Below are 26,570 nucleotides of genomic sequence, written 5' to 3'. Positions count from 1 at the left end.
TCCCTTCGCCTTTCCTTCATAGATGCAAGTTTCATCGCTGTTTTCAAGGGAAACACGGGAAATTACGCCTCTTGATTTTTCAGCAGCTGGTCGTCTGGCACGCTTTTGAATTTTCTAGCCGGATGGCCGGCCACGAGATCTTGGCTTTCTACATCCTTTGTAACAAGGCTTCCGGCTGCCACCGCTGCTTCTTGTTCAATGACTTTGCCGGGAAGAATCGTGGAGTTGGCTCCGATCCTCCCGCCTCTTTTTACGGTAACGCCTTTAAAATGTTTAAACCGTTCTTTGGACCGGGCCATATAGTTGTCATTGGTCGTAACAACACCCGGTGCGATGAACACGAGGTCTTCAAGCTCGGAATAAGCCGTAATGTAAGCATTTGTTTCAATCTTGCATTTTACTCCGATGACGCAGTCGTTCTCGACCGCAGCGCCACGTCCGATAATCGTTTTATGGCCGATCGTCACCCGCTCGCGGATGGTCGCAAGGTCAGCGACGAAGACATCGTCAGCCAGCTCTGCGCTGGCGTAGATGATCGAATTGGTTCCAATCGTTACCCCTGAACCGATTTTTGCGGGCGGCAGTGTTTTTAATTCCGGCAGCGCTGAATTCTTTGCTCTTGCCGGCTGCTTGCCGATGACCGCATTATCCTGGATGATGCAGTTATCTCCGATGGAGACTCCGTCGTAAATGACCACATTATGCCCGATGATCAGGTTTGAACCGAGCTGTACGTCTTTTCCTAATACTACATTACTCCCCTGGCTGACCGTCAATGAGAACACCCTTTCTTCCTAAAAGCTGAATGCGTTTATGCGAATGATTTTTCTTTTGATTCGTTTACAGGATTTTTGCTGAAATAAACGGCGATCTGTTCAACGACATACTCCTGCTGCTCCCTCTTCAGTTCAGGGAACATCGGAAGTGAAAGTACTCGGTCTGCCGCTTTTTCAGTTTCAGGCAGGTCACCTTCCTTGTAGCCGAGTTCTTTGAATACCGGCTGAAGGTGAAGTGGTTTTGGATAGTAAATCATAGATCCAATTCCCTGCTCTTTCAAAAACTCCTGCAAACCGCTGCGGTCTGGCACTTGAATCGTGTATTGGTGGAACACATGATAGTTGTGTTCTTCCACAAACGGAGTGATAACAAGATCACCCAGCTTTTCCTTCAACAGTTCCGTGTAAATCGCAGCTTTTTCACGTCGTGTTTCGCTCCATGTGTTCAGATGAGGAAACTTAACGTTCAGGATTCCAGCCTGCAGCTCGTCCAGACGGCTGTTGTACCCCAGGATGTGGTGATAGTATTTCGGCTTGCTGCCGTGAACACGGATCACACGCATCGTTTCAGCAATGTCTTCATCATTCGTGATGATCATGCCGCCGTCACCGTACCCGCCAAGGTTTTTCGTCGGGAAGAAGCTGTAGGTTGCTGTCGTGCCAAGCTCACCGACATTTTTCCCTTTGTATTTGGAACCGATGGCTTGAGCTGCATCCTCAATGATCGCCAGGTTATGCTTCTTCGCGATTTCAGCGATCGGCTCCATGTCTGCCATCTGGCCGTACAAGTGAACCGGGATGATTGCTTTCGTTTTTTCTGTTACCGCTGCTTCAATTTTTGCTGGATCAATATTGTACGTTTTAGGATCGATGTCGACAAAAACAGGAACAGCTCCTGCACGAGCCACCGCACCTGCAGTTGCAAAGAACGTAAAAGAAGGAACGATGACCTCATCCCCCTGTTTCACTCCGCATCCGAGCAAAGAAATGTGCAGAGCGTCACTGCCGTTCGCTACGCCCACACCATGCTTTGCCGCGCTGTATTCTGCTACATCCTGCTCCAGTTTCTTAACGTTATCTCCCAAAATAAAGCGAGACCCTGACATGATATCTTCCAAGCTTGCAAAAATCTCCTCTTTCAATGATTGGTACTGTTCTGATAGATCAAGCATAGGCACTTTCATCTATGATCCCTCTTTCTTCCTCTATATTTGTATTGCATACTGTTGTTAAAACCTTTTGCTACCGATGTTTAGTCGGGTTGGCCTAGGCGGGGCTCGCTTTGCGAACCCCAGCCACGCGCTGAAGGGGAGACTTCGAGGGTCTCTTTTAGCGGCAGTATGCTATGACTTAATTCTCTTTAACACTGAGCTGATACGCCTTAGAAGTTTTCCCGGTTTCCTGGAAGGCGCAGATATCAAGGAAGCGGTCAGCAAGCTTCGTGATGTTGTGCTTCTCGTTCACATACCGATAGCTGTTCCTTGAAATCTCTGCTTTTTCTTCTTCACTTAAATTCAATAACTCTTCCAATCCTTCAGCAAACTCTCCCGGCTTTTCAGGAGCAACCGACTTGCCGGCTTTCGCTTCTGCCACAATGTCGTTGGACACATTGCCGGCAAACAGGATCGGTTTTCCGATCAGAAGGTAATCGTTCAGTTTATTTAACGAAATTCCGTATTTATAAAGCTGGGTATCCAGCATGGAAACTAACAATACATCTGCAAGAGCAAGTGTTGGCATCACTTCTTTTTTCGGAATGCCATCAAAGAAATACACGTGCTCATATTCACTGGCGAGATTTTTGAGATTGTCTTTTTCCGGACCGTCTCCGACAAGGACATAGGCTGTTTTCTCCGGAGAGACAAACTTGGCGCTGTTCACGACCGTTTCCAGTGAGTTGGCTACACCGTGGGAGCCGACATACATCGCGACGTGTCCGTGCTTTTCTTTGATCTTGCTGATCTCATCCTCAAGCGAGCTTTTGCCCTCTTTTTCTTCCATACGGTCCATGTTGATGCCGTTCGGGATGACGTGGATGATCTTTTCATCCACTCCCATCTCCTTAATGTACTGTGCCGCACCCGGCAGCGTAACGATGATCTGGTCCGCACGTTTATACACGAACTTCTCGATTGCACCGAACATAAGTACTGCGGGATGGTGCTTCGACATCGAACCGAGTTCGATCAGCGTCCGCGGCCATAGATCCCGGATCTCCACAATGTAAGCAGCCTTCTTCCATTTGCTTAAAAAGTAGGCAGCCAGGCAGGCAAACAAGTGAACCGATGAGCCTACGATGGCATCAGGACGCTCTTTTTTCATCATCCCGCGCCACATCGCCATGAAAAAGAAGGAAATCATGTTCAGGATCCGCATGACCCCGTTCCCTTTGTAAGGCAATGTCCAGAGCCATTCAAAAATAACGCCGTTCACGTTTTCCTTGTAATTCTTCTTCTGCTTGTTTCTCCAGACAAAGCGATAAGCCAGAAAGCTGCTTGCGAAAATCCGAATCTTATGGTCTTTTTTTACGAGTTCATGGGCAATGTCATAGTGTCTAGTTATTCCTGTTTCCGACGGTTTTAACGCTACGTGATTTAAAATCCATACCTTCATCTGCTTGTTCACCCCGTTTTAAAGACCTGTTGTCAGCCATGGCCAACCTTTCGTATAACGCAACCAGCTCTTGGCTTTCTTTTTCCCAGTTGTACTTCTCAATGACGGCCTTCCTGCCGTTTTCACCCATCTGTTTCGCTTCCTCCGGATGTTCCATGATCCATCTCATGGCATCGGCTACCGCGTCAGGATCGAGCGGGTCCACACATAGTCCGCAGTGGTTCCCGATGACGAAATCCTCCCAGAGCGGGAAGTTGGAAGCGATGGATGGAAGTCCGGCTGCCATGTATTCAAACAATTTGATCGGGTAGGAGACCATGTATCTCGGTTCCGGCCGGATCAGTACGAGCCCGGCGGTGGACTCGTCAAGCACGTCCTTTACTTCGTTTCGGCTGAGCCAGCCTTTATGGTCGACATGGCTCCAGCCTGTCTGCTGCTTCATTTCCTGTTCCAGCTGTTCCGGAGCAAATTTGCCGGCGAGAACGAGCTCGCCTTGTTTTCCTTGTCCGTTCAGAACTTCGATCGCCGAAACCATCTCTTTGATGCCGCGAAGTTCCGTGATTCCCCCGATATAAAGGAAGCTGTTTTCTTTCCGTTTCGCAGTATGGCTCTCTGACGGATTTCCCATCAGTTCTTGCAGGATCGGGAAGTTGTGAACCGTCACCGTGCTGGCGTTATACGTTTTAAAACGCTTCGTGATCGTCGGTGTGGCCGTCACAACGGCATCAAACCTGCTGGCTGCGTATTTCTCCATCTTTTTTACCGAGACCGAGATGTTCTTTCTGAGCAGCTTCGGAATCCACTGTTTGGAGAGGACCTGCTCAGGCACATCTTCATGAACATCATAGATGACTTTCTTGCCTTTCTTTTTTAAGAGAAGACCGATGATCATCAGCTCAGGATCATGGAAATGGTATACATCGGCGTCTACTTCAATCGCCGCCTGATACACACTTTTTGCAGCAGCAATCATCCGTGAATAGCGGTTGCTTGCCGTTGAGGACACACTAACAACTTTTACGCCGTCAATTATTTTATTTTCGGTATTTGGTGCTATTAAATATACATCGTGTCCCGCAAGAGCTAGTGACCGGCATTCTTTCACAAAAATACGGATGTCGTCAGCGGGATGTACTGAAGTTAAATGACAGATTTTCACGGCAACGTTCACTACCTTTGGTTTGGGAGTTAACCATTCGCATGGAAAACCAGACCTTGGCTGGCCTGGTTTTTTATTTTTGGTCTAAAGACTGGATCTTTGAAAGATTTTAGTAAGATCTTCCTTGACAAGTTGATTGGAGTGCAAGGTGCGAGACTCCTGCGGGCTTAGCGCACGCCCCGCGGAAAGCGAGCAGCCTGGAACGGAAATCAACCCCTCTCAAGAGCAACAAAGATTATACATACAACCATCTTATAAGTGTACAAGCTTATAGAAGGTGATACTTTTTCACTTTCGCTGACAGATCTTTCATCGCGTTTCGTGTATCGAACAATACCGGGCTGTGTTCAGCGATCAGTTCATAGTCAAACGTTGTATGATCGGTTGTTAATAGAACAAGGTCGGCACTTTCAAGTACTTCTTTGGAAAGGTCATGAGTTTCCACGATACCGCCCATGTAGCGGAACGTGTTAACGTGCGGATCAACAACAGTGTAATTGGCTCCCGCTGCATCCAGCTTTTCAAGAATCGGAATGACCGGTGATTCCCTCATGTCCTCGATGTCTTTTTTATAAGCGACTCCTAGAATAACGACTTTCGCGCCGTTCATCGCTTTCTTTTCCTCATTTAAAATTTTCATGCTGCGTTCGATCACGAAGTCAGCCATGCTGTTGTTGATTTCCCCCGCTGTTTCGATCAGGCGGGTATGGTAGTTGTACTCACGTGCTTTCCAAGTGAGGTAGAATGGATCGATCGGAATGCAGTGTCCGCCAAGCCCAGGTCCTGGATAGAAGGCCATGAATCCGTATGGCTTCGTTTTAGCGGCATCAATCACTTCCCAAACATTAATGTTCATCTTGTCACAAAGGATGGCCATTTCGTTCGCCAGCCCGATGTTAATGTTTCGGAAGGTATTCTCAAGAATTTTTTCCATCTCAGCCACTGAAGGACTGGAAACTTCATGCACTTCTCCTTCAAGTACAGCACGGTAGAGAGCAGAAGCCACTTTTGTACATTCCGGAGTTACTCCGCCTACCACTTTCGGGGTATTCTTCGTATTGAACACTTTGTTTCCAGGATCGACACGCTCTGGCGAGTATGCGAGGTGAAAGTCTTTTCCGCACGTGAAGCCTGAAGATTCAAGGATCGGGCGAAGCAACTCTTCCGTCGTCCCTGGATACGTTGTGCTTTCAAGGACGATCAGCATGCCTTCGTGAAGGAACTGTGCAATTTCTTTTCCTGAGCTCTCTACATAGGATGTATCCGGCTGGCGGTAAATATCCAATGGAGTCGGCACGCAGATCGCAACGGCATCCACTTCTGAGATCAGAGAGTAATCCGTTGTCGCACGAATCTGTTTTGAAGAAGTAAGCATCGCCAGCTCTTCGTCCACAACGTCTCCGATATAATTGATTCCGTCATTCACCATTTCAACACGGTTTTCCTGAACGTCAAAGCCAATTACCTTGTAGCCTGCTTTTGCTTTTTCAACGGCAAGCGGCAGTCCGACATAACCAAGGCCAACCACTCCGATGACAGCCTCTTTCGTTTCGATCTTGTTCAATAGTTGCTTTGTAACATCTCGCTGTGTAGTCTGTAGAGTTTCCATTAGTTTAAAACCTCCTGAGGTTGCATTTTGACAGGCTGATTGGTTTCTGCTGATTCGTACATGGCAAGGACCAGTTCTAACGCTTTTTTGCCATCCTCACCTGTTACGATCGGCTCCCGGTTCTCTTTTATTGCCTCGACCATGTCTTCGATGATGCATTGATGGCCGGGCTTTCCAAATGGATCTTCTTCTATCATTTTCTTAAGTTCGGCCGTTTCTTCTTCACTCGTGCCTTCAACGTTCCAGTGTTCCACGTTGACTGCAGTAGGACCGCCGATCTTAATGGTTCCTTTTTCACAAAAGATACTGAGTGATTCTTCAAAGTTTTTCGGGTAGATGGTGGTGGCTGTTTCAACCACTCCAAGGGCTCCGCTCGTAAACTTCACGAGCCCGGTGCAGACATCTTCTGCTTCGATGTCACGGATGCGAGTGGCGCTCATGCTGAACACCTCGTTCACATCACCCATCATCCAGAGCATGAGGTCCAGGTTATGAATGGCCTGATTCATGAGTACTCCGCCGTCCAATCCTTTCGTTCCTCTCCATGGCGCCTGATCGTAATATGCCTGGTTTCTGTTCCAGCGGACCGTTGCGTTAATGTGGCTGATCTTTCCCAGCTTGCCGCTCCCGACCACTTCTTTCAGCTTTTTCATCGCCGGTCGGAATCGGTTCGGGTGAACGACCGCCAGCTTCACATCGTTGCGTTCACACGCTTCGATGATGGCATTTGTATCATCCATTAAAAGAGCAATCGGCTTTTCTACGACTATATGCTTTTTCGCTTCCGCTCCCTGTACGGCAAGCGTTGCATGAAAGCCGCTCGGGGTACAAATGTTAATCACGTCTATGTCCTTATCGGCCAGCAGCTCCGCATAATCTGTATACGTTTTGGCGTTATACGTTTCCTTATAGAACTCCATGTTTTCCGGGATCATGTCACATACAGCAGCAAGTGCTGCGCCTTCTGCCCGGTCAATGGCTTCTGCATGTTTCTTCGCAATATGTCCGCATCCTACAATCGCAAAATTAAGCATCGACAAAACTCCTTTTGATTAAAAACAATAACTTTCTGTTCACTAGATTTCTTCGTTCATTTTATATTATTTCCAAGGAATTTCAGGTAAATTCTCGGTTAAGAGATTGTTAAGGTCATTTACAAAAGGCGGTGCAGGATGGGGCTTTTTCCGATAAGGCTTGTCGTGCCATGCGGTATAGGATTTACATTTTCTTAATAAAACGCTCTTTTCGCAACCTTTGTTGCTCTTGAGGGTGGTTAATTTCCGTTCCAGGCTGCTCGCTTTCCGCGGGGCGTGCGCTGAGCCCCACGGCGCAAGCGCCTTTGGGTCTCACCTGTCACGCTTACCCCGCAGGAGTCTCGCACCTTGCACTCCAATTAACCTGTCAATGAAGTGAAAAACAGCCTAATAAAGCAGATTCTCCCCAGATGTGAATCGACCCCCTCAAACAGGCAGAACATGATGAGCCCATAAGAAAAGCACCCCTCTGTAAAAAGAAGAGTGCTATATATATATTCTTATTGTCCGTGCATTTATGTTAAATTCTCTGCACGTTGCATCTGTTTCACTGTCTCCTGGATACCTTCTGCAAGGGGCACCTCAGGCTTCCAGTTCACAAGCGCCATGAACTTGCGGTTGTCGAGGCAGCTGCGGTAGATATCACCTTCACGCGGCTCTCCGTAAACAGGCTCCAGGCTGCTGTCCATTTCCTTCGCCATAACGCGGTACAGCTCGTTCACCGTGATCTCTTCGTTCGTGCTCACGTTAAAGATGCCGTCCTTACATAACAAGGCAGCGGTATTGGCCCGGGCCACGTCCTCAACAAAGATAAAATCACGGGTCTGATGGCCGTCGCCATAAATGGAGACCGGCTGTCCGCTCAGCAGCTTATCAAGGAAAATCTTGATAACGCCGCCTTCTCCATCCTTCGTCTGCTTCGGTCCATAGATGTTGGAATAGCGAAGTATCGAGTAGCCGATGCTGTGTGTTTCGCAAAAGTTGGCGATGTACATTTCACATGTAGCTTTTGAAATCCCGTATGGAGCAGTTGGCTGAAAATGCTCACCCTCTTTGAGCGGCGCGTTTTCATTATCGCCATAGATGGCCGCTGTTGATGCGAAGACAAACTTCTTCACATTCAGAGATTTGGCCAGCTCCAGCATCCGAACCGTCCCTTCAATGTTCATCCTCATATCGTTAAGCGGGTCTGCTACGGAAGAAGGCACACTTGTCTGGGCCGCCAGATGGATGATCGCGTCAATTTCATAAGGCTGCAGCCGTTCCGGCAGAGAGGGATCAAGAATATCACTCTGGATGATCACATCTTCCGTGTTTACATTGCTTTCGCTTCCCGTCAGAAAGTTATCCACCAAAATCGGGGTATGCCCTTCCTTCATCAGTGCGTTTTTCGTAAATGTCCCGACGAATCCTGCTCCGCCCGTTACTAATACATTCATGCTGAATCCTCCCGTCAGTACCTGAGTTTTAGTTTTCGAATAACCGTTCTATAGAGCCGCAGGTCGCTTTTCTTGATCAGCAAAAAGCGGTGGTACGGCTCGTTTGTCACTTTTTTGTATAAGACGACCTTTACGAGGAAGCTGACAAAATACGTGATCGTCGCAGAAAATGCGGCTCCGGTCACTCCATACCTCGGAATGAGCACCACGTTCAGCACCAGATTAAACAGCACATTGAAGATGGAAAGATACATGTTTAACTCGGGCTTTCCGCGGCCGGCAATGTCATTGGACAGAATCTTCTCGACCGACAGAAGCGCCACACCGGGCAGAGTGATTTGAAGCAGGCTCGCACTGTTCTCATACTGATGTCCAAAAAGCGTAACGATCAGATCCTTTGCTACAATAGTCCCAATCAGCGCAATGACTAACGTAATCGCCATAATGTTTCTTGATACGAGAGAAGTAAGATGGTTTCTCTCTTCATCGGTTTCAATGGCTGCGATTTTTGGGTATAGGACATTGGATATAGAAGCCGCAAAGATAGTCAGCCTCTCCCCAATATTCATTGCGGTTACGTAGATCCCTACCGCTGAATCCACCATGAAAAACCCGATGAGGAAAACAACGATACGATAGTTCAAAAAGCTCGCAAAGTTACTGATATGCGCTTTAAGCCCGTAATTGACAGATTTGCGGAAATACTCCCAAGAGAATCCCCTGATATTAAAACGCAGTCTATGCTTTTTCTTCAGCTGATAGACCATGTAGGCGACGTTGATCAAGTTCCCGGCGATGAACGCCATAATCGCCCCTGGAAGGCCGAGCCTGAAAATAAGGACGAAAACAGCGACAAAGCCGAGAATTCCCACCTGGTTCACGACCATGGCCGTATTGAACAGTTTAAAATCCTGCAAGCCCTGAAAGACCGTCTGAAAATACTCGCGCAAAAACATGAACGGCAATGCCAATAAGCAAAGGTACAGCAGCGTATGAGGGGTGTGATTGAAAAACTTTTCCGAAAAAAAGAAGATCACAATCGCCCCGATCCCCATACTGACCAGGCTAAGAAGCGTACCGATGATGATGTTATTGTTGTAGACCGTATTCAGCTTCACGTCTCCCCTGCTGATGTAATAGATCGTCGACGTGTTGATGCCGAGCGTCAAAAAGGTCAGCAGAACTGTCGGCAGCAGGGTGATCAGTGCATACTTACCTTGTCCGGCAGGTCCCAGAATCCTGGCCAGCACGACAAGCAGCAATATGCCGATGACGATATTGGTCACCTGTCTAGAAAAAGTTAAGAAACTGTTTCTGACGAAGCTTCGATTGCCGTCGCTCATATCACGATCCGCTCCCTTTCTTTACACTTTTTAAAAAGTCTGTGTAATTTTTCTTTGCATCATATTCCTTTTCCCATTTTGCAAAGGCGTTCGAACGGTACTTCATTTTCTTTTCATCCGGCAGCGCGGCGAATCGCTCGATATCATCCGCCAGCTCAGCAGACGATACCTCTGACGGAACCAAGAAACCATTGCTTTCATCAACGAGTTCCCTTACACCGCCGACATCTGTCGCTATGACCGGAATAGAAGTACTGAACGCTTCCATAATGGTCACGGGAATTCCTTCACTCTCGCTCACGTTCACAAAAAGATCAACCGGCTGTGACTGATAAAATTCAAAGATCTGCTGCTGCTTCCAATGTCCTTTAAAATCGATGGTAACATGTTCCGGCAGCTCATTTTTCGCTTTGTTTTCGATCTCTTCCCGCTGTTCACCGTCTCCAATATGCGTCCAGTGGATCGGAGATGCCGTTTGTTTTAACGCCTGCACCAACAGATTCAGCCGTTTTACCGGCTTTACGTATGAACAGGAAACAATCCTGAGAATTCCGTCTTGTGAAGGGGCTGCGGTAAAGCCAGGTTTTTCAGTCCCGAGCCGGTTCACGAGAAGATGAGCATTCGCGTTTGGATATTTCGATTCAAAATAGTTCTTTCCGTCATCAGAAATCATCCGCACCGAATCGAGTGACGAGATCACTCTTTCCTGAAACGGCAGATAAGGCAGTGAATGCCGGTAATCGTACACGTCCCCTCCGTGGGCGCGGGATACCGCAAAAAGATCCCGGTGCGTTTCCTTCAGCATCGCAAGAGCTACCGCTGAAGGCGTCAGCCAGTACGAATAAAAAACGGAATTGCTTATATCAAAATTCGGATCATCCAGCCACTTTCTCTTGATTTCATCACGGATCCGAATTGCATGGCTCAGCCAGTTAGCCACCTGCATCAACCCTCTGCTGCCAAACATACGGGCTTTTGGAAGCTCTCTTGAAAGCCAGCGGCGTCCCTGAGGATCTGCCGTCACACTGTAAAACGTATGAATGTACTTTTTTGGGCCCCCAGGCCTTCCCGGCAGCTGGTGGACTTGCACTTTTTCAGGAACAGGCCGCTGCTCTCCGGTTCCGTTTACAGCAGCAACTTCAATCTTTTCAAATAAGTGTTCCATGTATTTCATTTCGGTTTCTAAAAACTGCTCCCCGGGCAGGTAAGGATAACGGTTGGTTATCAGGATCATGTGCTCTCTTGCTGTTTTTATGCCATTCTGCAATGTGTTCACCATCCTTTGAATCCTGAAGCTCTTAATCATTCTTGCCAAAAAGAGCATGTATAAGGCTGTTCTCTTAATCTTTCGCAGGCCGATTTTTATTTTTGCAATTCCGTTTTTCGCATAAAAAGCCTAACGGAGGCCTGAACTATCATGATAGGGGTCATTTATTAACTCAACTTAAATTTCTCATGAAGCTTTTGTAAATCTTTGTCCGATTGTCTTTACAGTTACCGAATTCTTCATTAAACTGTAATATTCTTTATATGATTTTTATTGTATTTACACAACTTTAAAGGTATCTTTATTGTATGCTTCCATAAATTTACGTTCCTTATGTCGAGCCATTTCGACAAGGATTACGAAGTTGCTTTGTCTGTACGATCCTATTCTGTCACCAGAAAAGAAAATAACAGACCAACAAAACCATAGATATAGATGTAGAGAAGAAAAGGAGATTACTATAGATGGACCGTCAACAAATGCGGAAAAAGAAGAAGAAAAAGAGACGTATAAAGTTTATCGTCTTCCCATTGATTCTGATTCTTTTAGGAACAGTCGGTTTCGGATCTTATTTAACCTATAAATTAGCCAATGCATCATCCAAAGCACAGGAGACCCTTTCACGGGGGGATAAATCCGAGCTGCGTATGAATGAAGTCGACCCGGGCAAGGACAACTTTTCCGTCCTTATCGCAGGGATCGATGACAGCAAACACCGTAAAGGAGAAAAGGGATTTGAAGGCAACCGGACAGACGCCCTCATCCTTGCTACCTTCAACCGTGATCAAAAATCCGTAAAAATGGTCAGCATCCCTCGTGACTCCTACGTTACGATTCCGGGGCGCATCAACAAGGACAAGATCACCCACGCCCACGCGTTCGGCGGCATGGATCTTACCGTGGATACAGTGGAACATCTGTTCAACATCCCGGTCGACTACTATGTAAGAGTAAACTTTGATGCATTCTTGCAGATTGTAGATACACTTGGCGGCGTTGATGTCGACGTACAGAAGAAAATCGTCGAACAGGACAGCAAGGACCGTCCTAGAGCCATCACAATCGAGCCAGGCCAGCAAAGGCTAAACGCTGAGGAAGCTCTCGCATACGCGCGTACGCGTCATGCCGACTCAGACATCATGCGCGGAGACAGGCAAAAACAGATTGTCGAAGCTATCCTTAAAGAATCAACACAGATCAAATCGATTCCTAAATACGGCAAGCTTATCGAGAACGTCGGCGACAACATGTCCACCAACTTTACGTTCGGCAACATGCTCGCACTTCTCAAATACGCGAAATCCATAGGGGATGTCGAATCGCTTAAATTAGAAGGAACAGACGCAAGAATCAATAATATTTATTACTATTCCTTAAACGAACAATCCGTACAAAATGTGTCCGCCCAGCTGAAAGAGCATCTTGCTTATGACGGCTCAGGCACACAGGACAGCGGAACGGGTACCGGAACAGATTCCAGCAGTACCGATTCCACTACAGATAGCACTTCGGAAGCAAGCAACGGAAATTAAGTTTAAGCCGGCCATCGGGGCCGGCTTTTTTTTGGGGGTTTGGTGAAGTGATGGGTTTGATAGGATGTTGGGGCTTTGCTGCGGATGTGCGATTTTGTATGATTTAGTTGGCTTTCAGTTTGTTTTGGGTGAGTTTTTATATAAAAATGAAGACTAATTAGGGTTTATTCTTTTCCGTCAGCCTTATGTCAGCTAATTTAGAGCATTTCTCGAGTTATTTCGGCCAAAATCAGGCATATCAGAGGGAAACATCTGTCGTCCGGGATCGCAGCTATCTTATATTATCGAAAACGCCCAATATATTATCGAACAAGATAAGCTCGACATCGTTCGACCGGTTCTAACACAATGATTTCGTCAAAGCCCCACCTCCCCACAACAAAAAAACCCGAACCTGAACACTGCCCTCAAGCAGCACCCAGATCCGGGCTCCAATCCTCTTAAATCCACTTAATCAAAAAACCGATCCACTACACGGCTTGCCGCATGCCCGTCTTCCAGTGAACAAAACTTCTCATGAAAGGCTTGATAACGGCCTTCATAGTCATGCTTCACCTGATCAATGTTCTTGATCGCCGCTGTTACTTCATCAGATGTGCGCAGCAGCGGGCCGGGCGCTTCATTTTCAAAGTCCATATAAAAGCCGCGGAGCTGATCACGGTACATCTCGAAATCATAGGTGAAGAACAGAATCGGGCGGTTCATGTTCGCAAAGTCAAACATGACCGAAGAATAGTCGGTGATCAAAACATCAGTCACAAGATAAAGTTCCTGAATATCTGGATAGTTCGATACATTGTACACAAAGTCTCGATATTCTTCCGGAATGTACACTTTATTGCTGACAACGACGTGCATCCTAAGCAGCAGCACATACTCATCGCCGAGTTCTCGCTGCATCTGTTCAAAATCAAACTGCAGCTCGAACGTAAACTTATTGTTTTTCGACGTCTGGTTATCCCGGAAGGTCGGCGCGTAGAGAATAACCTTTTTTCCCTCTGGGATGTTCAGGCGCTGGAGGATCCTTTCGGCCAGCTGCTCGCGGTCATCGCGGTAAAAGATATCGTTGCGCGGATAGCCGATCTCCAGCAACTCGCCTTCATAGCGGAACGCACTGCGGAAGGCTTTCGTTGCATAGGCACTTGGTGAGATGAGATAATCCCATGTCTTCGTCGCCCGATGCACACGCTCAACATAACCTTCATCACGGCCTTCAACCTTTTCGATATCAAACAGCATTTTCTTGAGCGGTGTTCCGTGCCATGTCTGGATATACGTCGTTTGCGGGCGTTTCCCAAGATAGGTCGGGAAGTTCTGATTGTTCACCCAGTAGCGTGCTTTAGCGAGATAGTAATAATAGCTCGGGCTGAGCCGCTTAACAATCTTCGTGTTCTCATCGGAAAATCTAATATTCTTGTTATAGATCCATACCTTCTTATAGTTCAATCCCCGGCTGACGATTTCTTCATAGATCGCCCGCGGGCTGTCGGCATACTGCTTGCCTACCCCGCTTTCAAAAACGATCAGGTTTGGGTCAACAGGCATCAACCGCCGCGCAGCATTATAGAACAAACGCATGGTAGGAAAATAATATTTGCTCTTTCTGTACCGTTTAAACAACACCTGAAAAAGCTCACTTTCTTTAAGCTTCACAAACCAGTTCTTACGGGGTTCAAATTCTTGAATCGCTTCATAGATCCGATCATTATGATGCCGATCGCGGTATTTTAAAAACTTAGCCGAACGCTGAATATACTCTTCTTCAGCTTTAAATTGCTGATTCGCATACTTTTCTACTTCATCAAGAATGTCATCCACTTCATAGACAATCTGACCGGGTAAATCGTTTTCAAGATCAAGGTGTGAGCGTCTTTTCCCGATAAAACGGTTCTTGTCAAACTGATAATACAAAATGGGCTTATGAAGAAAACTGAAGTCGAAACCGACCGATGAATAATCGGTAATCATCATAGCCGATTCTTTCAAAAGCCGCTGGACATCCACTTCCCCCTGGCTGATGATGCGCACGCGCGTACCTGTAAAATAGGAAGTGAATTTCTGCATGTTAGGATGAAGGCAGAAGATCAATTCAAAACCCAGTTTGTCGGCCAGTTCATGCAGTTTTGGATGATTGATCAGTTCCCGGTATCTTTCAAAATACTCACTTTCCAAAAAGATATCGTCATTGATGATCCAGTCCCGCCATGTAGGGATGATGAGAATCTGGCGTTTCGTCTCCACGTCTCCTGCAAGAAGGCTGTCAAACCTTGAGAGCCCCGTAACTTTAACCTCATCGTAAGGGTAGCCAAAGTCACGGACAATCATATTTTTTTCAAAATCAGAACTGACAAGAAATAGATCTGTATCAAATCCCGGTGCTCTCTTTCCATAATTGGCGACCATGTTCTTTGTTCCCATAATACCGTGCTGCAAAAAGACTTTTGTTGCTTTAATCGCCTTTTTATAGCTTTTCGTGCGTAATGGAAACAGATAATCAGGATGATGAGACCCAATCACTTTTCTTGCCATAAATGCATGGAATATATGCTCCTTGGACTTATAATAGAGAACATTGCCAAGCGGTTTCACATGATTTAATTCAGGCGACGTTTCTTCGATCACGTAATACGCTTTTCTTTTCGGATGCTTCTCCCTGAGATATTTAAAGAAATGAAATCCTGTATCTTGTGCTTTATAAGGCCGCTCACCGACAAGCCATATGTTTTGGCTGCGGTAAAATGGGCGCAGGAGCCATGACCATCGCTTAATTTTCTTCATATACCAGTAAGCCTCGTGAGAGAATTCATCTGCCTGAAGGGATAGATTAAATCCTTTAAATGTGAAATACGGGGTCAAAGCATAGATATTCTGTCCTCTTTCAACATAGCCATCTTTTAAGAAGTTCCTCGCTCTAAAACGTGGTTTTCCTATACGGATCAGCAGAGGTTCTTCAGCAAAATCAAAGGTTAGTTCAAAGAAGAAATCATAGATGTCCTGTCCGAACGCCAAATCTTCATAAATCCTTTGAAAGTCAGCTTCCACTTCGTACTTATAACGGTGCATCCCGTATTTATTCAACGTCTGTTCACTTAATTTTTCCGTAGTAACATCTATTCTTACTTCATTATTTGTATCGCGCCCTTTCAGCAGCAATACAGCTTTCTTGATGCTTGCATCCCTTGTAAATAGCTTTCCGTTAAAGGATAGCTGGTGATTACGGATGACAATCTCATCGATCTGCACCTTTGGCTTGAGCCTGACCATAGCGTTGGCAGCCAGCGACACGTTGCCTTTCTTTGTTACGTAAATGAACGTCTGCAGACCTTGATCCTCATAAGGAACGTAATGCAGTACCTCCATTTCGTTAAAACGGCCGAGGCGGACGGGGTAGATGACATCTGTACCTTCATCGTCTCTCGTTTGCAAAACCGCCCGTTCTTCAATCTTTGTAAAGGATTCTTCGGTAAAGTGTTCTTTAGGTCGCTGTATATTTAGATACAGATCAAAATTGCTCTTTTCCCCTTCTTTAAAATAGGGAAGAATCTGCTGAATGGAGAATTCAAAAGTGAAATCTGGCGAAGTGCCTCCTTCTGCTACTTTAATCATCTCTCCATCTTCCCTCGAGGAAAGAAGCAGTTCTTTTGCAATAATATCTGCTTTACCCAACCGGCCGGTCAGCCTAATAATTTCGTAGTCCTGATGGATCGTCAAGGCTTGTTTATAAGAGTTTCTTTTTTTTATCTTGGGTTGTGGTGTAAAAGGCTTAATCATACGATTTAGGAAATCCCCTTGTCTCTTCATCATTACTTCTCCTTTTTCTAAATGAACCTTTGTGTTGCCGTAGATCATTATCTGTTTTTTCATTTTCGTTTAAAGAAAAATTATGGTTAGAAACTGTATCAAGTTCCCTTATCTTGTCTAAAAAAAATAGGATGCATTCTCTTTTTCAAGAGCAGCACCCAATTTATTTTCAGTTATATATTATTTCGTTGATTGCAACTCTTTTTTATCCACTGGCGGCTGTCCGCTTTGCTTTCTTTGCACTTGTTCTTTAAATCGTTTCTTCTCTTCTTTTGTCATCGCCTTATATTCTTTTAAAAATGCCTGATACTTCGGAAGTACGTCCTTCATTGGGCCGTAATCCCTGACTTCTCCGTATTCTAGCCAAAGAATCTTTTCACAGAACTTCTTTACCTGCCCCATGGAGTGGCTGATAAAAAAGATCGTTTTTCCACGCTCTTTGAATTCGTTCATCTTGTCGAGACACTTATCGGCAAACGTCTGGTCACCGACAGAAAGCGCTTCGTCAATCACGAGGATGTCAGGATCAACCGTCACAGAAATAGCAAACCCGAGACGCGACTTCATCCCGCTCGAATATTTTTTAACCGGCTGATCGATAAACTTTCCGATTTCAGCAAACTCTATGATCTCCGGTTCAAGCTTTTTGATATCCTGCTTGCTGAAGCCAAGCATCAAGCATTTCAGCTCAATGTTTTCACGGCCGGTCAGCTCGTTGTTCAGGCCAGAGGCGATCGCAATAAGCGATACCTCTCCCTTTAGATCGATTGTACCCGACGTCGGCGGGATAATCCCGGAGATCAAGTTGGAAAGCGTGGATTTCCCTGATCCATTGACCCCGACGATGCCGATGACATCGCCTTGATCTGCCTCAAAGCTTATATTTTGAATCGCATAAAAATCTTCGCCATATCCGTTGGGCAGAATGATGTCCAGCAGCTTTTCAGCGGGCTTTTTATACATTTTAAATTTTTTCGTTACATTGCGTACTACAACAGTTTTACTCATGTCCATCTCTCCGCATCATAAGTAATCCACGAATCGGTTTCTTAATTTCACATGCAGCGTGGAACCAATAAGGAACAGAACCAGCACCAGTCCCCAGAAATACAGCGTGTATTCGAGTTTATCACCGAAAAACCAGCCTTTGCTTAAGAGGGCATCCCGGTACCCTTCTACAATATAAGTAAAAGGATTGGCTTCTACAATCAATTTTAGAAAATGCGGCAATTTTGGATTGTTAAATGGATCCCAAAGAATTGGAGTCACATAAAACAGCATCCGCATGATGGATTGCACAAACATCTGTACATCGCGTACGATCGTTGACAGTGTCGAGGTGATCAATGACAGTGAAAAAACGAGTGCTACCGCAGCTAGCATGTAATAAGGAAGCTGCAAATAATATAATGAGATCTTTCCTTTTTCAGTAAATTGAAAGATAACTGCTATGATTCCCAATAATATAGCATTAGGATATAGAATCGAAAATATAACATAGCTTGGAATAACACTTAATGGAAAGTTCATCTTCGCGATAATTTTAATTCGTGTATAAATCGATTTTGACCCTTGCAGGATGGCCGGGCTGATAAAAAACCAGATGACAATCCCTGCAACAAGCCATTGTAGGAAAGGCACACCATCGACCGAACGGTTGCTTCGCATTCCCATCCCAAAGACGATCCAATACACACTGATCTGTATGGCAGGATTCAGGATCTCCCAAAGCATCCCCAAATAGTTATTGTTGTTTTTAATTTTAAGCTCATACATGGACAAACGCATCATCAGGTAAAAGCTGTTAAGTTGTTCTGTTAGTACTTTAAAAGCTGAAATCATTTTCGTAATCCTCTCCCAAAGAGATTGGTTTAGAATACTTTTTGAACGGCTTTGTGAGAAGATTGTCCATTTTCCAGGTAGCAAAATCGTTCATAAAAGTCATCAAAGATCTCTGAATGAATCGTAAATCCGTCTGACTCAAATTTCTCTATTGCTGCAATGACATCATTTGTTGTCTTCACGAGCGGACCCGGAGCAAGCTGTTCAAAGTCAAAATAGAAGCCCCTCAGCTTATCGCGGTACGATTCGATATCATAAACAAAGAAAATCATCGGCCGCTTCAGGTTCGCATAATCGAAGAACACAGAAGAATAGTCGGTAATCATGACGTCAGATACGAGATAAAGCTCATTGATGTCCCCATGGTAAGAGAAATCATAAGCGAAACCTTCGTATGGCGACAGATCAAAGTTCTCCGCCACAAGATAATGCATCCTTAACACTATAACATAATCTTCCCCAAATTTTTCCTTCAATTGCAGAAGGTCCAGCTCAAGATCAAACTTATATCGTCCTTTGCCGTAGAACTGGTCATCACGCCATGTTGGCGCATAAAGGATAATCTTTTTATCTTGAGGAAGCTCAAGTTTTTCTCTAAGTTCCTTGATGGCCGCAGGATTGTTCTTCGTGTAGAGTACATCGTTCCGCGGATAGCCGACTTCCACTACTTCTTTATTGAAATTAAACGCGCGACGGAAAATCTCGGTCGAATAAGCGTTAGGTGATAGAAGATAGTCCCATTTGCTTGATTCTTTATGGAAGTTCGCTTTATATTTCTTTGTGTTCGTTCCAGGCATATGAACTTCATCCATATCAGCGGCCAGACGCTTAAGCGGTGTTCCATGCCACGTTTGGAAATAAACCGTATGTTTGGCTTTTGGAATCCATAGCGGCATCCTGCTGTTGGTCACCCAATAGCGGGCGCGTGCCATCTTAAAGAGCCATTTTATTGAGAAGCGTTTGGCATAAGGGATGCCGGCATTCTCAAACTTGCTGATACTTCTTCCATCAACACTCCAGACAAGCTCAAGTTCAGGACGGTTCTCTTTTAAATATTCGTAGATCGCACGCGGATTACAGCTGTACTGCTTGCCGAGAAAACTTTCAAACATGACCAGGTTCTTCTTAACAGGCAGATAGCCAGCCATCTTAAAGGCAACCATATAAGCTTTTTTCGTCTTTTTGTGCTGTTTTGCCTTTGTTATTGTGCGGCGAACTTTCTTTTTCAGCTCTTGCACAAAGCTGTATTGAACCACCTTAATGAGCATCGATCTCGTTTTCTTCCGTGCAATGAGTGAGACCTTCTTCTTTCCGCTGTCCGTATTGAGAATAATATACTTGTTGATCCTTCTTTTAAAAGAAATCAGCTGAAGCGGAATTGCCAAATCTCCTTGATCCGGCCCCGCAGTGTCCTCATCCTCCCACTTGAAATAGAGGCGGAATGTCAATGAAGTCTCATCTGTATTGCACAGATCCTTTACATGGAGGTGCACCTTAAAGCCTTTTGCTTTATATGGCTGCTGCACCTGATAGTAAGGATTAAGATCTTCCCGTACAACGTTCTCGAACGGAATCACACGTTCTTCAAAGCCTTCAGGGCCTCCGATGACTAACGTTTTTTCCAGTTCTTCATTTTCGTATGGAAAAGGAGAAAAATAGAACCCTTCCAGCGTCACGTTTCCTCTTTTATCAAGCTCCGCATTTTCCACTTTAACAACTGGACCGCGGTTATGAACTTTAAAGGAAAGGTTTCCTTTGTTCGTCGTATAAGGTGTAATCGCCTGCTTCGTTTCAGGATCGACTATAGAACCAAGTTCAAGGAATGAATGCTTCGTCCTCATACGGTATTTCTTTTCGATAACTCCAAACTCTTCAATGGTTTCTTCCGGTTCGGGATCATCTTCACTGTCATTTTCGTTTACGCTGTCACTGTCAGCATCCGTTGCTGTTTCTTCTTCAGCAGCTTCCCCTTCGTCTGCGTCATCATCTGCATTAACGTCTCCTGGCTGTTCCTGTTCGTCAGGAGACACTGCTTGTTCCGCATGAATGATGAGGTAAACGTCCCAAACAAGCCCTTTTACCATTTCAGCCTGATCCAGCCTGGATTCAAGGACATAATATTGTTCATTTGCCTCTAACACCATAAAAGGAATCTGCCATTCACGGCCTGACATACGCTCAACAAATAGAAGGTGCCCGGCTAAAGGCTCCTGAAAGACTGGATTGTATTTCAAAAGATATTTTACGATAGCAATATCTTGTTTGAATTCAATATTATGAAGAATACATTTTCTTCTTTTGGTGGGTGCAAAACCTTCTTGGATCTGTAAGTTAGCTTCCGCTTGCATTTACGTTTCTCTCTCTTTCTGTTTCAAGAATATATTCAGCCAATAACCGGCTCGAGTGCCCGAAGTGATATTGGTTCCACATGGCCGAAAATTGCTGAACCTTATTCATGTCATAACCCTTTTCTTTAATTACCTTTACCATTTCGAGGCTGTCAAACACGATCGGCCCCGGGACGAGTTTTTCATAGCTGTCCCAAAGCCCCCTTGTTTTACTATACTCTTTTAGATCGTACGGGTAAAAAATCATCGGTCTGTTTAATAATGAAAATTCATAAGGAATGGAAGAATAATCACTAATTAAAATATCGGTAATCAATAAAATTTCATTAATATCAGAACCGGTGGAATAATCAAATGCAAAGCCGGGATACTGCTCTTCAACATTTATTTTATTCTTAAGTACTGGATGGCTGCGGATCAGAAGCACATATTCTGCTCCAAGTTCACGCTGCAGCATATCAAGATCAAGCTGCAGTTCAAACTCATCCAACTGGTCATCCCGATAGGTCGGTGCGTACAAAATCACTTTTTTGTCTTTCAGAACAGTATTTTCCCGATATAGTTTTTCTTTAACAGCTTTCGTCCGATTTCCACTAAAAAAAAGATCGGTTCTTGGTACACCGGTCCGTAAAAAATTGGCGGATGAAAGTTGAAAAGCTTCTTTAAATATATCAGCCATCGCGTCCGATCCAACAACGACTTTGTGAAAGTTTTTGTAAACATGTAAAAACCGCTTATGCGCACGCCGGCTTCTAAAGGAAATGGATTCATCCTTCAGTCCAAACGTTTTAATAGCGCCCGCGGCATGCCAAAGCTGTATGCATTCTGTTTCTTTCTTAAAATTGGTGACTGACAGGAAACCAAAATAATTATCTACCAGGACCACTCTGGAAGTTGCCAGGTGATACGCCGACCTGGCCATGCTCATTATCGAATTTTCAAAGGTGATAAGTTTTGCACTGTTTTGGTAGGGCTGCAATTTAGGAATCGCTTTTTTCGCCGCCAAAAAAACAATATGGCTATCCGGCTGCAGCTTCTTCAATTCTTCATAAAGAAACACGGAGTTATCCCCAAAAGAGACAACAAAGGTTACCTTATTCTTCCGCACAGGAAACAGTTTACAAAATGTAAACTGAAGCTTGAAGTAAAACAGATACAGCCAGATAGCTATTTCTTTAACCATTTTTAACAGTAAGTAGATCTTTTTTGATCTGAGAAGTCGAGATTCCGATCGTACGCGGCAAATAAACCACTTCACAATACTCTTTCAAGAAGTCAAATTTCCCTTCCCAATCGTCACCCATTACAAAAATATCGATGTTGTTATCTACGACATCAGAGATTTTTTGGTCCCAAGTCTTTTCCGCAATGACTTCATCCACATAACGGATGGACTCCAAAATCATTTTACGATTCTCAAAGCTATGGTATGATTTTTTATTTTTGATCGCATTGAACTCATCTGCTGATAAACCAACAGTCAGATGGTCACCAAGATCTTTTGCTCTTCTCAATAAGTTGATATGCCCCCAATGAAGCAGGTCAAATGTACCGTATGTTAACACCTTTTTCATCTTACAATCCTCTCCTTAAATTGATCTAGTTGTATTTACCCTTCTTCCAATAAATTAATAACAGGTAAATATTTTGTAAATTATATCGATGCTTGTCTCTCTCGCTATTAATCTCTTCGCATGGATTTGACGTTTTATTAACTTATTGTAAATGTTTTATGAATAATATAAAGGGAATACAAATTAAAAGCTTCTTTATATAATAGCGTTAAAGCACTGCGCGGCCGACAATAAGCTCATTTCAGCCTTACGTTAACGAAATCTTAATATACTTTTTACAAACTTAGAAGTTTCATGGTATACTAGGTTTTAAAAGATGTTCCCCTTTGGAACGTCAATACTTATAATATAATCTTTAAGGTCTTTTTACAAGGTCTTAATAAACAATGACATTTATTTCTTGCTCACTCGATTCATTCGGAATAAATGCAACTCACATATTAAACAGCTGTTGAATGCTCTAGGCATTTAGCTGCAGACAGGACGTCGGACAAACCTAGTCCTTTTGCAGAGGCTGTGCATGATTTAATCACTAAAAGTGGGGAATTAACTATGAACAATACAGTGAACATATTAGGAATAGACTTTCTAAATACAACGATTAACAACTTTATAAATACACTTCAATCTCACCTTGAGGACCGTAAGAAGGCATTCGTCGTAACGGCGAACCCTGAAGTCGTGATGAAGGCGCGTAAAGAAGAAGATTTTATGAGTGTCATCAAAAACGCGGACTACGTGACAGCAGATGGAATCGGCATCATTAAATCAGCAGGACTTCTCGGACTTCCGCTCCCTGAACGCGTGACTGGTTTTGATCTGACCCTTCGCCTGCTAAGCCTTGCGAATGAGAAAAACTACAGTGTTTATCTGCTTGGCGGTCAGGATAAGGTGATTGAAAAAGCTGCAGAAGCGATTGAAGCGGAATATCCAAACGTGACCATCGCCGGTTACCATCATGGATTCTTTGATCTGAACGATGATAAAATCCCGAGCACGATCGAGCACATTAAACCGGACATCGTCCTGGTTGCTCTAGGTGCCGGCCGCCAGGAAGCCTGGATCAGCCAGCATCTTTCCCGCTTCGAACACGGTATCTTCATGGGAGTCGGCGGCACATTTGATGTTCTTGCCGGAGAAGTGCAGCGTGCACCAGAAGTTTGGCAGAAGATGAACCTGGAGTGGTTCTACCGCCTAGTGAAGCAGCCATCCCGCTGGAAACGGCAGATCGCTCTTCCGCAATTTGCTTTTAAAGTTCTTCAACTCAAAATGCAGCAGATGACGAAAGTTCCAGTCCGATAAAATTTCATCAAACCATCCCTGGAAAGGAAAGCATTCTTGCTTCTCCTGCCGGGGATTTTTTATTGGACTGTGCAGTATTTCCAAATATTTATATTTTTATACATTAGATTGGAATTTCTATGATATAATTCGATAGACAAAAATAAAAATTTTGACAATAACCATGTTGTTTCTGTTGCAACCTACAAGAATAGACAATTCTTTTCGACCCTTATGAGAGTATACAGAAACATATCTTGAAATTGATGAGGTGTCATATGCTTTACGTTACACTGTTCGTATGTTTTCTAGCATCGATCATACTAACACCTTTAGTAAAAAAAGCCGCCTTCTTCATCGGAGCGGTCGATAATCCCAACAACCGAAAAGTACATGCGAAAGTGATGCCTCGTGCAGGCGGACTCGCTATTTTTATCAGCTTTTTAATCGGCTTCTGGATTTTACACCCGGAAAGCCCATATACCATGCCCATCCTAATGGGGTCAGCTATCATTATTATAACCGGTTTACTCGATGATATTTACGAATTATCACCAAAAGTAAAACTGGCTGGCCAGATCGCAGCTGCTCTGTGTGTTGTCGTTTCCGGAGGCATTCAGGTACATTTCATCAACCTCCCCTTCGATGGGCGCCTGGAGCTGGGCTGGTTCAGCATTCCGCTAACGGTTCTGTGGATCCTGGCAATCACTAACGCGATCAACCTGATTGACGGTTTGGACGGGCTTGCTGCAGGTGTTTCTTCTATAGTACTGTTTACGATTGCCGCAATGGCATTTATTATGGGCAACGTCCTTGTTATGGCTATTGCAGGTATCGTTTTAGCTGGAACTCTTGGATTTTTGTTCTACAACTTTCATCCCGCTAAAATTTTCATGGGGGATACGGGAGCATTGTTCTTAGGATTTATCATCTCGGTCGTATCACTCCTCGGGTTTAAAAACGTTACGTTGTTTTCCCTTGTGGTCCCGGTGATCATCCTTGGTGTTCCCATATCTGATACGATCTTTGCGATCATCAGACGGATTCTGCAAAAGCAGCCGCTGTCCGCACCAGATAAATCGCATCTGCATCACTGCCTGCTGCGCCTGGGATACTCCCACCGCACAACCGTATTGCTCATCTATGCGATGAGCGCAGTATTCGGAATTGCAGCGATCCTCTTCTCTACATCAACGCTTTGGGGCTCATTGTTCATTATCGCCATACTTACCCTAGGCATTGAGCTTGTTGTCGAGGGAGTCGGACTGGTTGGCCAAAATTACAGACCCGTATTGAACGCCATCAGGCGGCCTAATAAATAGGAAGAAAGTGAAACCCCCTCTCCTTGGCGGAGAGGGGGTTTTTTGGCGAGTCTGGCTGGATGTCTTTTTTTTGTGAATGCCCCTGGCCGTATGTTAGTTTCCATAATGTCCGTTTGGCTCGTATTTTTTCGATTTTGGCTTGTATTTTCTTATTTTGGACAGTATTTTCTCTGTTTTGGCGGGTAAATCATGTGTTTTGGACAGTAAATGAGTATTTCAGCTCCAAAAAGCAGCTTTAGTTGCCCCTGAGTAAGCTTTAAAACCCCTAATTAGTCCTTTTTTAAAAAAACTGCTGCCCCAGCCGTCCTTTTCGATTTTAAAAAGAAAAAAAACATCCACTCCCAGGAGGCTGTCCTCCCGGTATGGATGGTTTTCTCAATTTGTCTATTAGCGGTGCCTGACACCGCGACAATTAGCACCGCGCCATTAACACGGTTATTGGTTCTCTCCGCCGCCTGGGTGTTTGAAGTCTACAAAGGCTGGCGTGATGTTGATGGAGTTGATATTGTGCACGAATAAGACGGCATCAATATCATGCTGGTCAATGTATTCATAGACGCTCTTCTGTTTGTAGTGGCGCATATCTATGATCCGTGTCTCGCTAAAGTTGCGGGACACGAACTGAATCATCGGGTTCACATACGAATCCTTCAGAATCAGCACTTTAGGTCCTTTTGGCTTGTTGGGGTTCTTGATGACAGCCTCCGATACATCTCCAGAGAAATAAGTCTCATAACGGTTGGCATATGTCCCTTCTGACTTTAACTTGGACATGTCATAAAATTTATGGCCGCACGTTTTTCGATAACAGATGGAAATCGGCTTTTCTTTGAACTTCGGCTTAGCAATCGTGATCGTATCCGATTTGGAAGCATACGACTTCGTTGTTTTCCGTGCGTCGGATCCATAAAATGTCTCAGGAGCCTCTTTCCATGTAAACTGGCTTTTCGGAATCGGCTTGCCGACACCAGGATGCTGTTTGCTCATTTCATCAATAACCTTTTCATACGCATAATGTGCTGCACGCGGTTTCCAGTGATGGTCGGTGTGGAAATACATATTGTCCTCTTGAAGATGAGGCTGAATAGTCGGCCTTAAATCCATCGCATGAACATCCTTTGAGAAACCTGCCATCAGCTTGTCCGACAGTTCATTGCCGTGAGCCTCGATGTAATCCGGGAGTTTTTTCTCCATAATGGTGGATTTATTCGGTGGCAATGCAAAATACACATCAATGTTTTTCTTTTTCAGCGTATGAGCGAAGGAATTGACCTTATCGTTTACTTCCTTCGTCTTATCTTTCGGATGCACCGGATTGATCAGGTAGCCATTCTTTAGAGAATACACATCCCGTATCTCATCCTTCTGCATGATGTATTTATCAACCGATGCATTGGCTTCAATAAAGGCCTGTCTGCCCGGGAATTGATCATTAAAATATGCTTCAAATTGTTTAAAATAATCCCCGGAAAGCAGCCTCTGAACCGTCGCATCTGGGCGCATTTTCAAATCCCTGTTCTCCAAGGCTGACACGTGCTGATCATCCTTCAGCCATGTCCATAATCCGAAGCCAAAGATGAACAGCAGCAAAAATCCAACCAAAACAATATCAGCAGCTTTTTTCTTCATG

At 44.7% G+C, this 26,570-nt stretch carries 19 protein-coding genes and 1 pseudogene; 3 read left to right on the top strand and 17 right to left on the bottom strand.

Going from position 1 to position 26,570, the window contains the following annotated elements; all coding sequences use genetic code 11:
• Nucleotides 1-62: 62 nt before the first annotated feature.
• The 10 genes from AR335_RS15940 to AR335_RS15900 form a co-directional block, all read right to left on the bottom strand.
• Nucleotides 63-785, bottom strand: coding sequence for an acyltransferase (locus tag AR335_RS15940; protein ID WP_062237734.1), 723 nt, complete (start codon nt 783-785; stop codon nt 63-65).
• A gap of 26 nt (nt 786-811) precedes the next feature.
• A complete protein-coding gene (locus AR335_RS15935; RefSeq protein WP_062237732.1) occupies nt 812-1,960 on the bottom strand; it encodes a DegT/DnrJ/EryC1/StrS family aminotransferase in 1,149 nt (382 codons plus the stop codon).
• 166 nt (nt 1,961-2,126) lie between these two features.
• Nucleotides 2,127-3,389, bottom strand: a complete 1,263-nt coding sequence (locus tag AR335_RS15930) for a glycosyltransferase family 4 protein (protein ID WP_062237730.1) — start codon at nt 3,387-3,389, stop codon at nt 2,127-2,129.
• Nucleotides 3,331-4,548, bottom strand: coding sequence for a glycosyltransferase family 4 protein (locus AR335_RS15925; RefSeq protein WP_062237728.1), 1,218 nt, complete (start codon nt 4,546-4,548; stop codon nt 3,331-3,333). The genes AR335_RS15930 and AR335_RS15925 overlap by 59 nt, the downstream gene beginning before the upstream one ends.
• An 84-nt stretch (nt 4,549-4,632) precedes the next feature.
• Complete coding sequence (locus AR335_RS25250; RefSeq protein WP_255357592.1) at nt 4,633-4,761, bottom strand: hypothetical protein; 129 nt, start codon at nt 4,759-4,761, stop codon at nt 4,633-4,635.
• A 55-nt stretch (nt 4,762-4,816) separates the two neighbouring features.
• Nucleotides 4,817-6,157: a nucleotide sugar dehydrogenase gene (locus tag AR335_RS15920; protein ID WP_062237726.1), complete on the bottom strand. Its 1,341-nt coding sequence runs from the start codon at nt 6,155-6,157 to the stop codon at nt 4,817-4,819.
• Complete coding sequence (locus AR335_RS15915; RefSeq protein ID WP_062237724.1) at nt 6,157-7,191, bottom strand: Gfo/Idh/MocA family protein; 1,035 nt, start codon at nt 7,189-7,191, stop codon at nt 6,157-6,159. The genes AR335_RS15920 and AR335_RS15915 overlap by 1 nt, the downstream gene beginning before the upstream one ends.
• 515 nt (nt 7,192-7,706) lie before the next feature.
• Nucleotides 7,707-8,630, bottom strand: coding sequence for an NAD-dependent epimerase/dehydratase family protein (locus tag AR335_RS15910; RefSeq protein ID WP_062237722.1), 924 nt, complete (start codon nt 8,628-8,630; stop codon nt 7,707-7,709).
• 14 nt (nt 8,631-8,644) lie between these two features.
• Complete coding sequence (locus AR335_RS15905; RefSeq protein WP_062237720.1) at nt 8,645-9,973, bottom strand: flippase; 1,329 nt, start codon at nt 9,971-9,973, stop codon at nt 8,645-8,647.
• 1 nt (nt 9,974) lies between these two features.
• The gene (locus AR335_RS15900) at nt 9,975-11,252 is read right to left on the bottom strand and encodes a glycosyltransferase (RefSeq protein WP_199805099.1); all 1,278 of its coding nucleotides are present in this window, start codon (nt 11,250-11,252) and stop codon (nt 9,975-9,977) included.
• Nucleotides 11,253-11,704: 452 nt separating this feature from the next.
• Between AR335_RS15900 and AR335_RS15895 the strand changes: the two genes are divergently transcribed.
• Nucleotides 11,705-12,772 (top strand): LCP family protein, encoded by a 1,068-nt coding sequence (locus AR335_RS15895; protein ID WP_062237716.1) that lies wholly within the window; start codon nt 11,705-11,707, stop codon nt 12,770-12,772.
• Between the two features lie 450 nt (nt 12,773-13,222).
• On the opposite strand, the gene AR335_RS15890 is transcribed toward AR335_RS15895, so the two are convergent.
• The 6 genes and pseudogenes from AR335_RS15890 to tagD all read right to left on the bottom strand — a co-directional run bounded on the left by AR335_RS15890 (nt 13,223) and on the right by tagD (nt 22,337).
• Nucleotides 13,223-16,573, bottom strand: a complete 3,351-nt coding sequence (locus AR335_RS15890; protein WP_234293320.1) for a CDP-glycerol glycerophosphotransferase family protein — start codon at nt 16,571-16,573, stop codon at nt 13,223-13,225.
• Between the two features lie 219 nt (nt 16,574-16,792).
• Nucleotides 16,793-17,581: pseudogene (gene tagH / locus AR335_RS15885) on the bottom strand (teichoic acids export ABC transporter ATP-binding subunit TagH); the annotation flags it as partial.
• Nucleotides 17,582-17,596: 15 nt separating this feature from the next.
• Complete coding sequence (locus AR335_RS15880) at nt 17,597-18,415, bottom strand: ABC transporter permease (RefSeq protein ID WP_053356949.1); 819 nt, start codon at nt 18,413-18,415, stop codon at nt 17,597-17,599.
• 29 nt (nt 18,416-18,444) lie between these two features.
• Nucleotides 18,445-20,763, bottom strand: coding sequence for a CDP-glycerol glycerophosphotransferase family protein (locus tag AR335_RS15875; RefSeq protein WP_062237714.1), 2,319 nt, complete (start codon nt 20,761-20,763; stop codon nt 18,445-18,447).
• Nucleotides 20,747-21,946: a CDP-glycerol glycerophosphotransferase family protein gene (locus AR335_RS15870; RefSeq protein ID WP_062237712.1), complete on the bottom strand. Its 1,200-nt coding sequence runs from the start codon at nt 21,944-21,946 to the stop codon at nt 20,747-20,749. The genes AR335_RS15875 and AR335_RS15870 overlap by 17 nt, the downstream gene beginning before the upstream one ends.
• A complete protein-coding gene (tagD, locus tag AR335_RS15865) occupies nt 21,939-22,337 on the bottom strand; it encodes a glycerol-3-phosphate cytidylyltransferase (RefSeq protein WP_062237710.1) in 399 nt (132 codons plus the stop codon). The genes AR335_RS15870 and tagD overlap by 8 nt, the downstream gene beginning before the upstream one ends.
• 552 nt (nt 22,338-22,889) lie before the next feature.
• On the opposite strand from tagD, the gene AR335_RS15860 reads away from it, so the two are divergent.
• Both AR335_RS15860 and AR335_RS15855 read left to right on the top strand, forming a co-directional pair.
• A complete protein-coding gene (locus tag AR335_RS15860) occupies nt 22,890-23,639 on the top strand; it encodes a WecB/TagA/CpsF family glycosyltransferase (protein ID WP_062237708.1) in 750 nt (249 codons plus the stop codon).
• 257 nt (nt 23,640-23,896) lie between these two features.
• A complete protein-coding gene (locus tag AR335_RS15855; RefSeq protein WP_062237705.1) occupies nt 23,897-24,940 on the top strand; it encodes an MraY family glycosyltransferase in 1,044 nt (347 codons plus the stop codon).
• 435 nt (nt 24,941-25,375) lie between these two features.
• Here the strand turns inward: AR335_RS15855 and AR335_RS15850 are convergent, their stop codons facing one another.
• Nucleotides 25,376-26,569: a DHHW family protein gene (locus AR335_RS15850; RefSeq protein ID WP_053356942.1), complete on the bottom strand. Its 1,194-nt coding sequence runs from the start codon at nt 26,567-26,569 to the stop codon at nt 25,376-25,378.
• Nucleotide 26,570: the final 1 nt, after the last annotated feature.

It is taken from the genome of Fictibacillus sp. FJAT-27399 (genome assembly GCF_001510655.1).
Classification (GTDB): Bacteria; Bacillota; Bacilli; order Bacillales; family Fictibacillaceae; genus Fictibacillus_C; species Fictibacillus_C marinisediminis.
This window is presented reverse-complemented; position numbering and strand designations above follow the sequence as displayed.

Excerpts from the sequence above, each read along its gene's own strand:
- AR335_RS15850 (WP_053356942.1), bottom strand. The coding sequence starts at position 26,569 with ATGAAGAAAAAAGCTGCTGATATTGTTTTGGTTGGATTTTTGCTGCTG.
- AR335_RS15890 (WP_234293320.1), bottom strand. The coding sequence starts at position 16,573 with ATGAAGAGACAAGGGGATTTCCTAAATCGTATGATTAAGCCTTTTACA.
- AR335_RS15915 (WP_062237724.1), bottom strand. The coding sequence starts at position 7,191 with ATGCTTAATTTTGCGATTGTAGGATGCGGACATATTGCGAAGAAACAT.
- AR335_RS15855 (WP_062237705.1), top strand. The coding sequence starts at position 23,897 with ATGCTTTACGTTACACTGTTCGTATGTTTTCTAGCATCGATCATACTA.
- AR335_RS15905 (WP_062237720.1), bottom strand. The coding sequence starts at position 9,973 with ATGAGCGACGGCAATCGAAGCTTCGTCAGAAACAGTTTCTTAACTTTT.
- AR335_RS15935 (WP_062237732.1), bottom strand. The coding sequence starts at position 1,960 with ATGAAAGTGCCTATGCTTGATCTATCAGAACAGTACCAATCATTGAAA.
- AR335_RS15900 (WP_199805099.1), bottom strand. The coding sequence starts at position 11,252 with ATGGTGAACACATTGCAGAATGGCATAAAAACAGCAAGAGAGCACATG.
- AR335_RS15895 (WP_062237716.1), top strand. The coding sequence starts at position 11,705 with ATGGACCGTCAACAAATGCGGAAAAAGAAGAAGAAAAAGAGACGTATA.
- AR335_RS15875 (WP_062237714.1), bottom strand. The coding sequence starts at position 20,763 with ATGCAAGCGGAAGCTAACTTACAGATCCAAGAAGGTTTTGCACCCACC.
- AR335_RS15910 (WP_062237722.1), bottom strand. The coding sequence starts at position 8,630 with ATGAATGTATTAGTAACGGGCGGAGCAGGATTCGTCGGGACATTTACG.
- AR335_RS15870 (WP_062237712.1), bottom strand. The coding sequence starts at position 21,946 with ATGGTTAAAGAAATAGCTATCTGGCTGTATCTGTTTTACTTCAAGCTT.
- AR335_RS15930 (WP_062237730.1), bottom strand. The coding sequence starts at position 3,389 with ATGAAGGTATGGATTTTAAATCACGTAGCGTTAAAACCGTCGGAAACA.
- AR335_RS15920 (WP_062237726.1), bottom strand. The coding sequence starts at position 6,157 with ATGGAAACTCTACAGACTACACAGCGAGATGTTACAAAGCAACTATTG.
- tagD (WP_062237710.1), bottom strand. The coding sequence starts at position 22,337 with ATGAAAAAGGTGTTAACATACGGTACATTTGACCTGCTTCATTGGGGG.
- AR335_RS15860 (WP_062237708.1), top strand. The coding sequence starts at position 22,890 with ATGAACAATACAGTGAACATATTAGGAATAGACTTTCTAAATACAACG.
- AR335_RS15880 (WP_053356949.1), bottom strand. The coding sequence starts at position 18,415 with ATGATTTCAGCTTTTAAAGTACTAACAGAACAACTTAACAGCTTTTAC.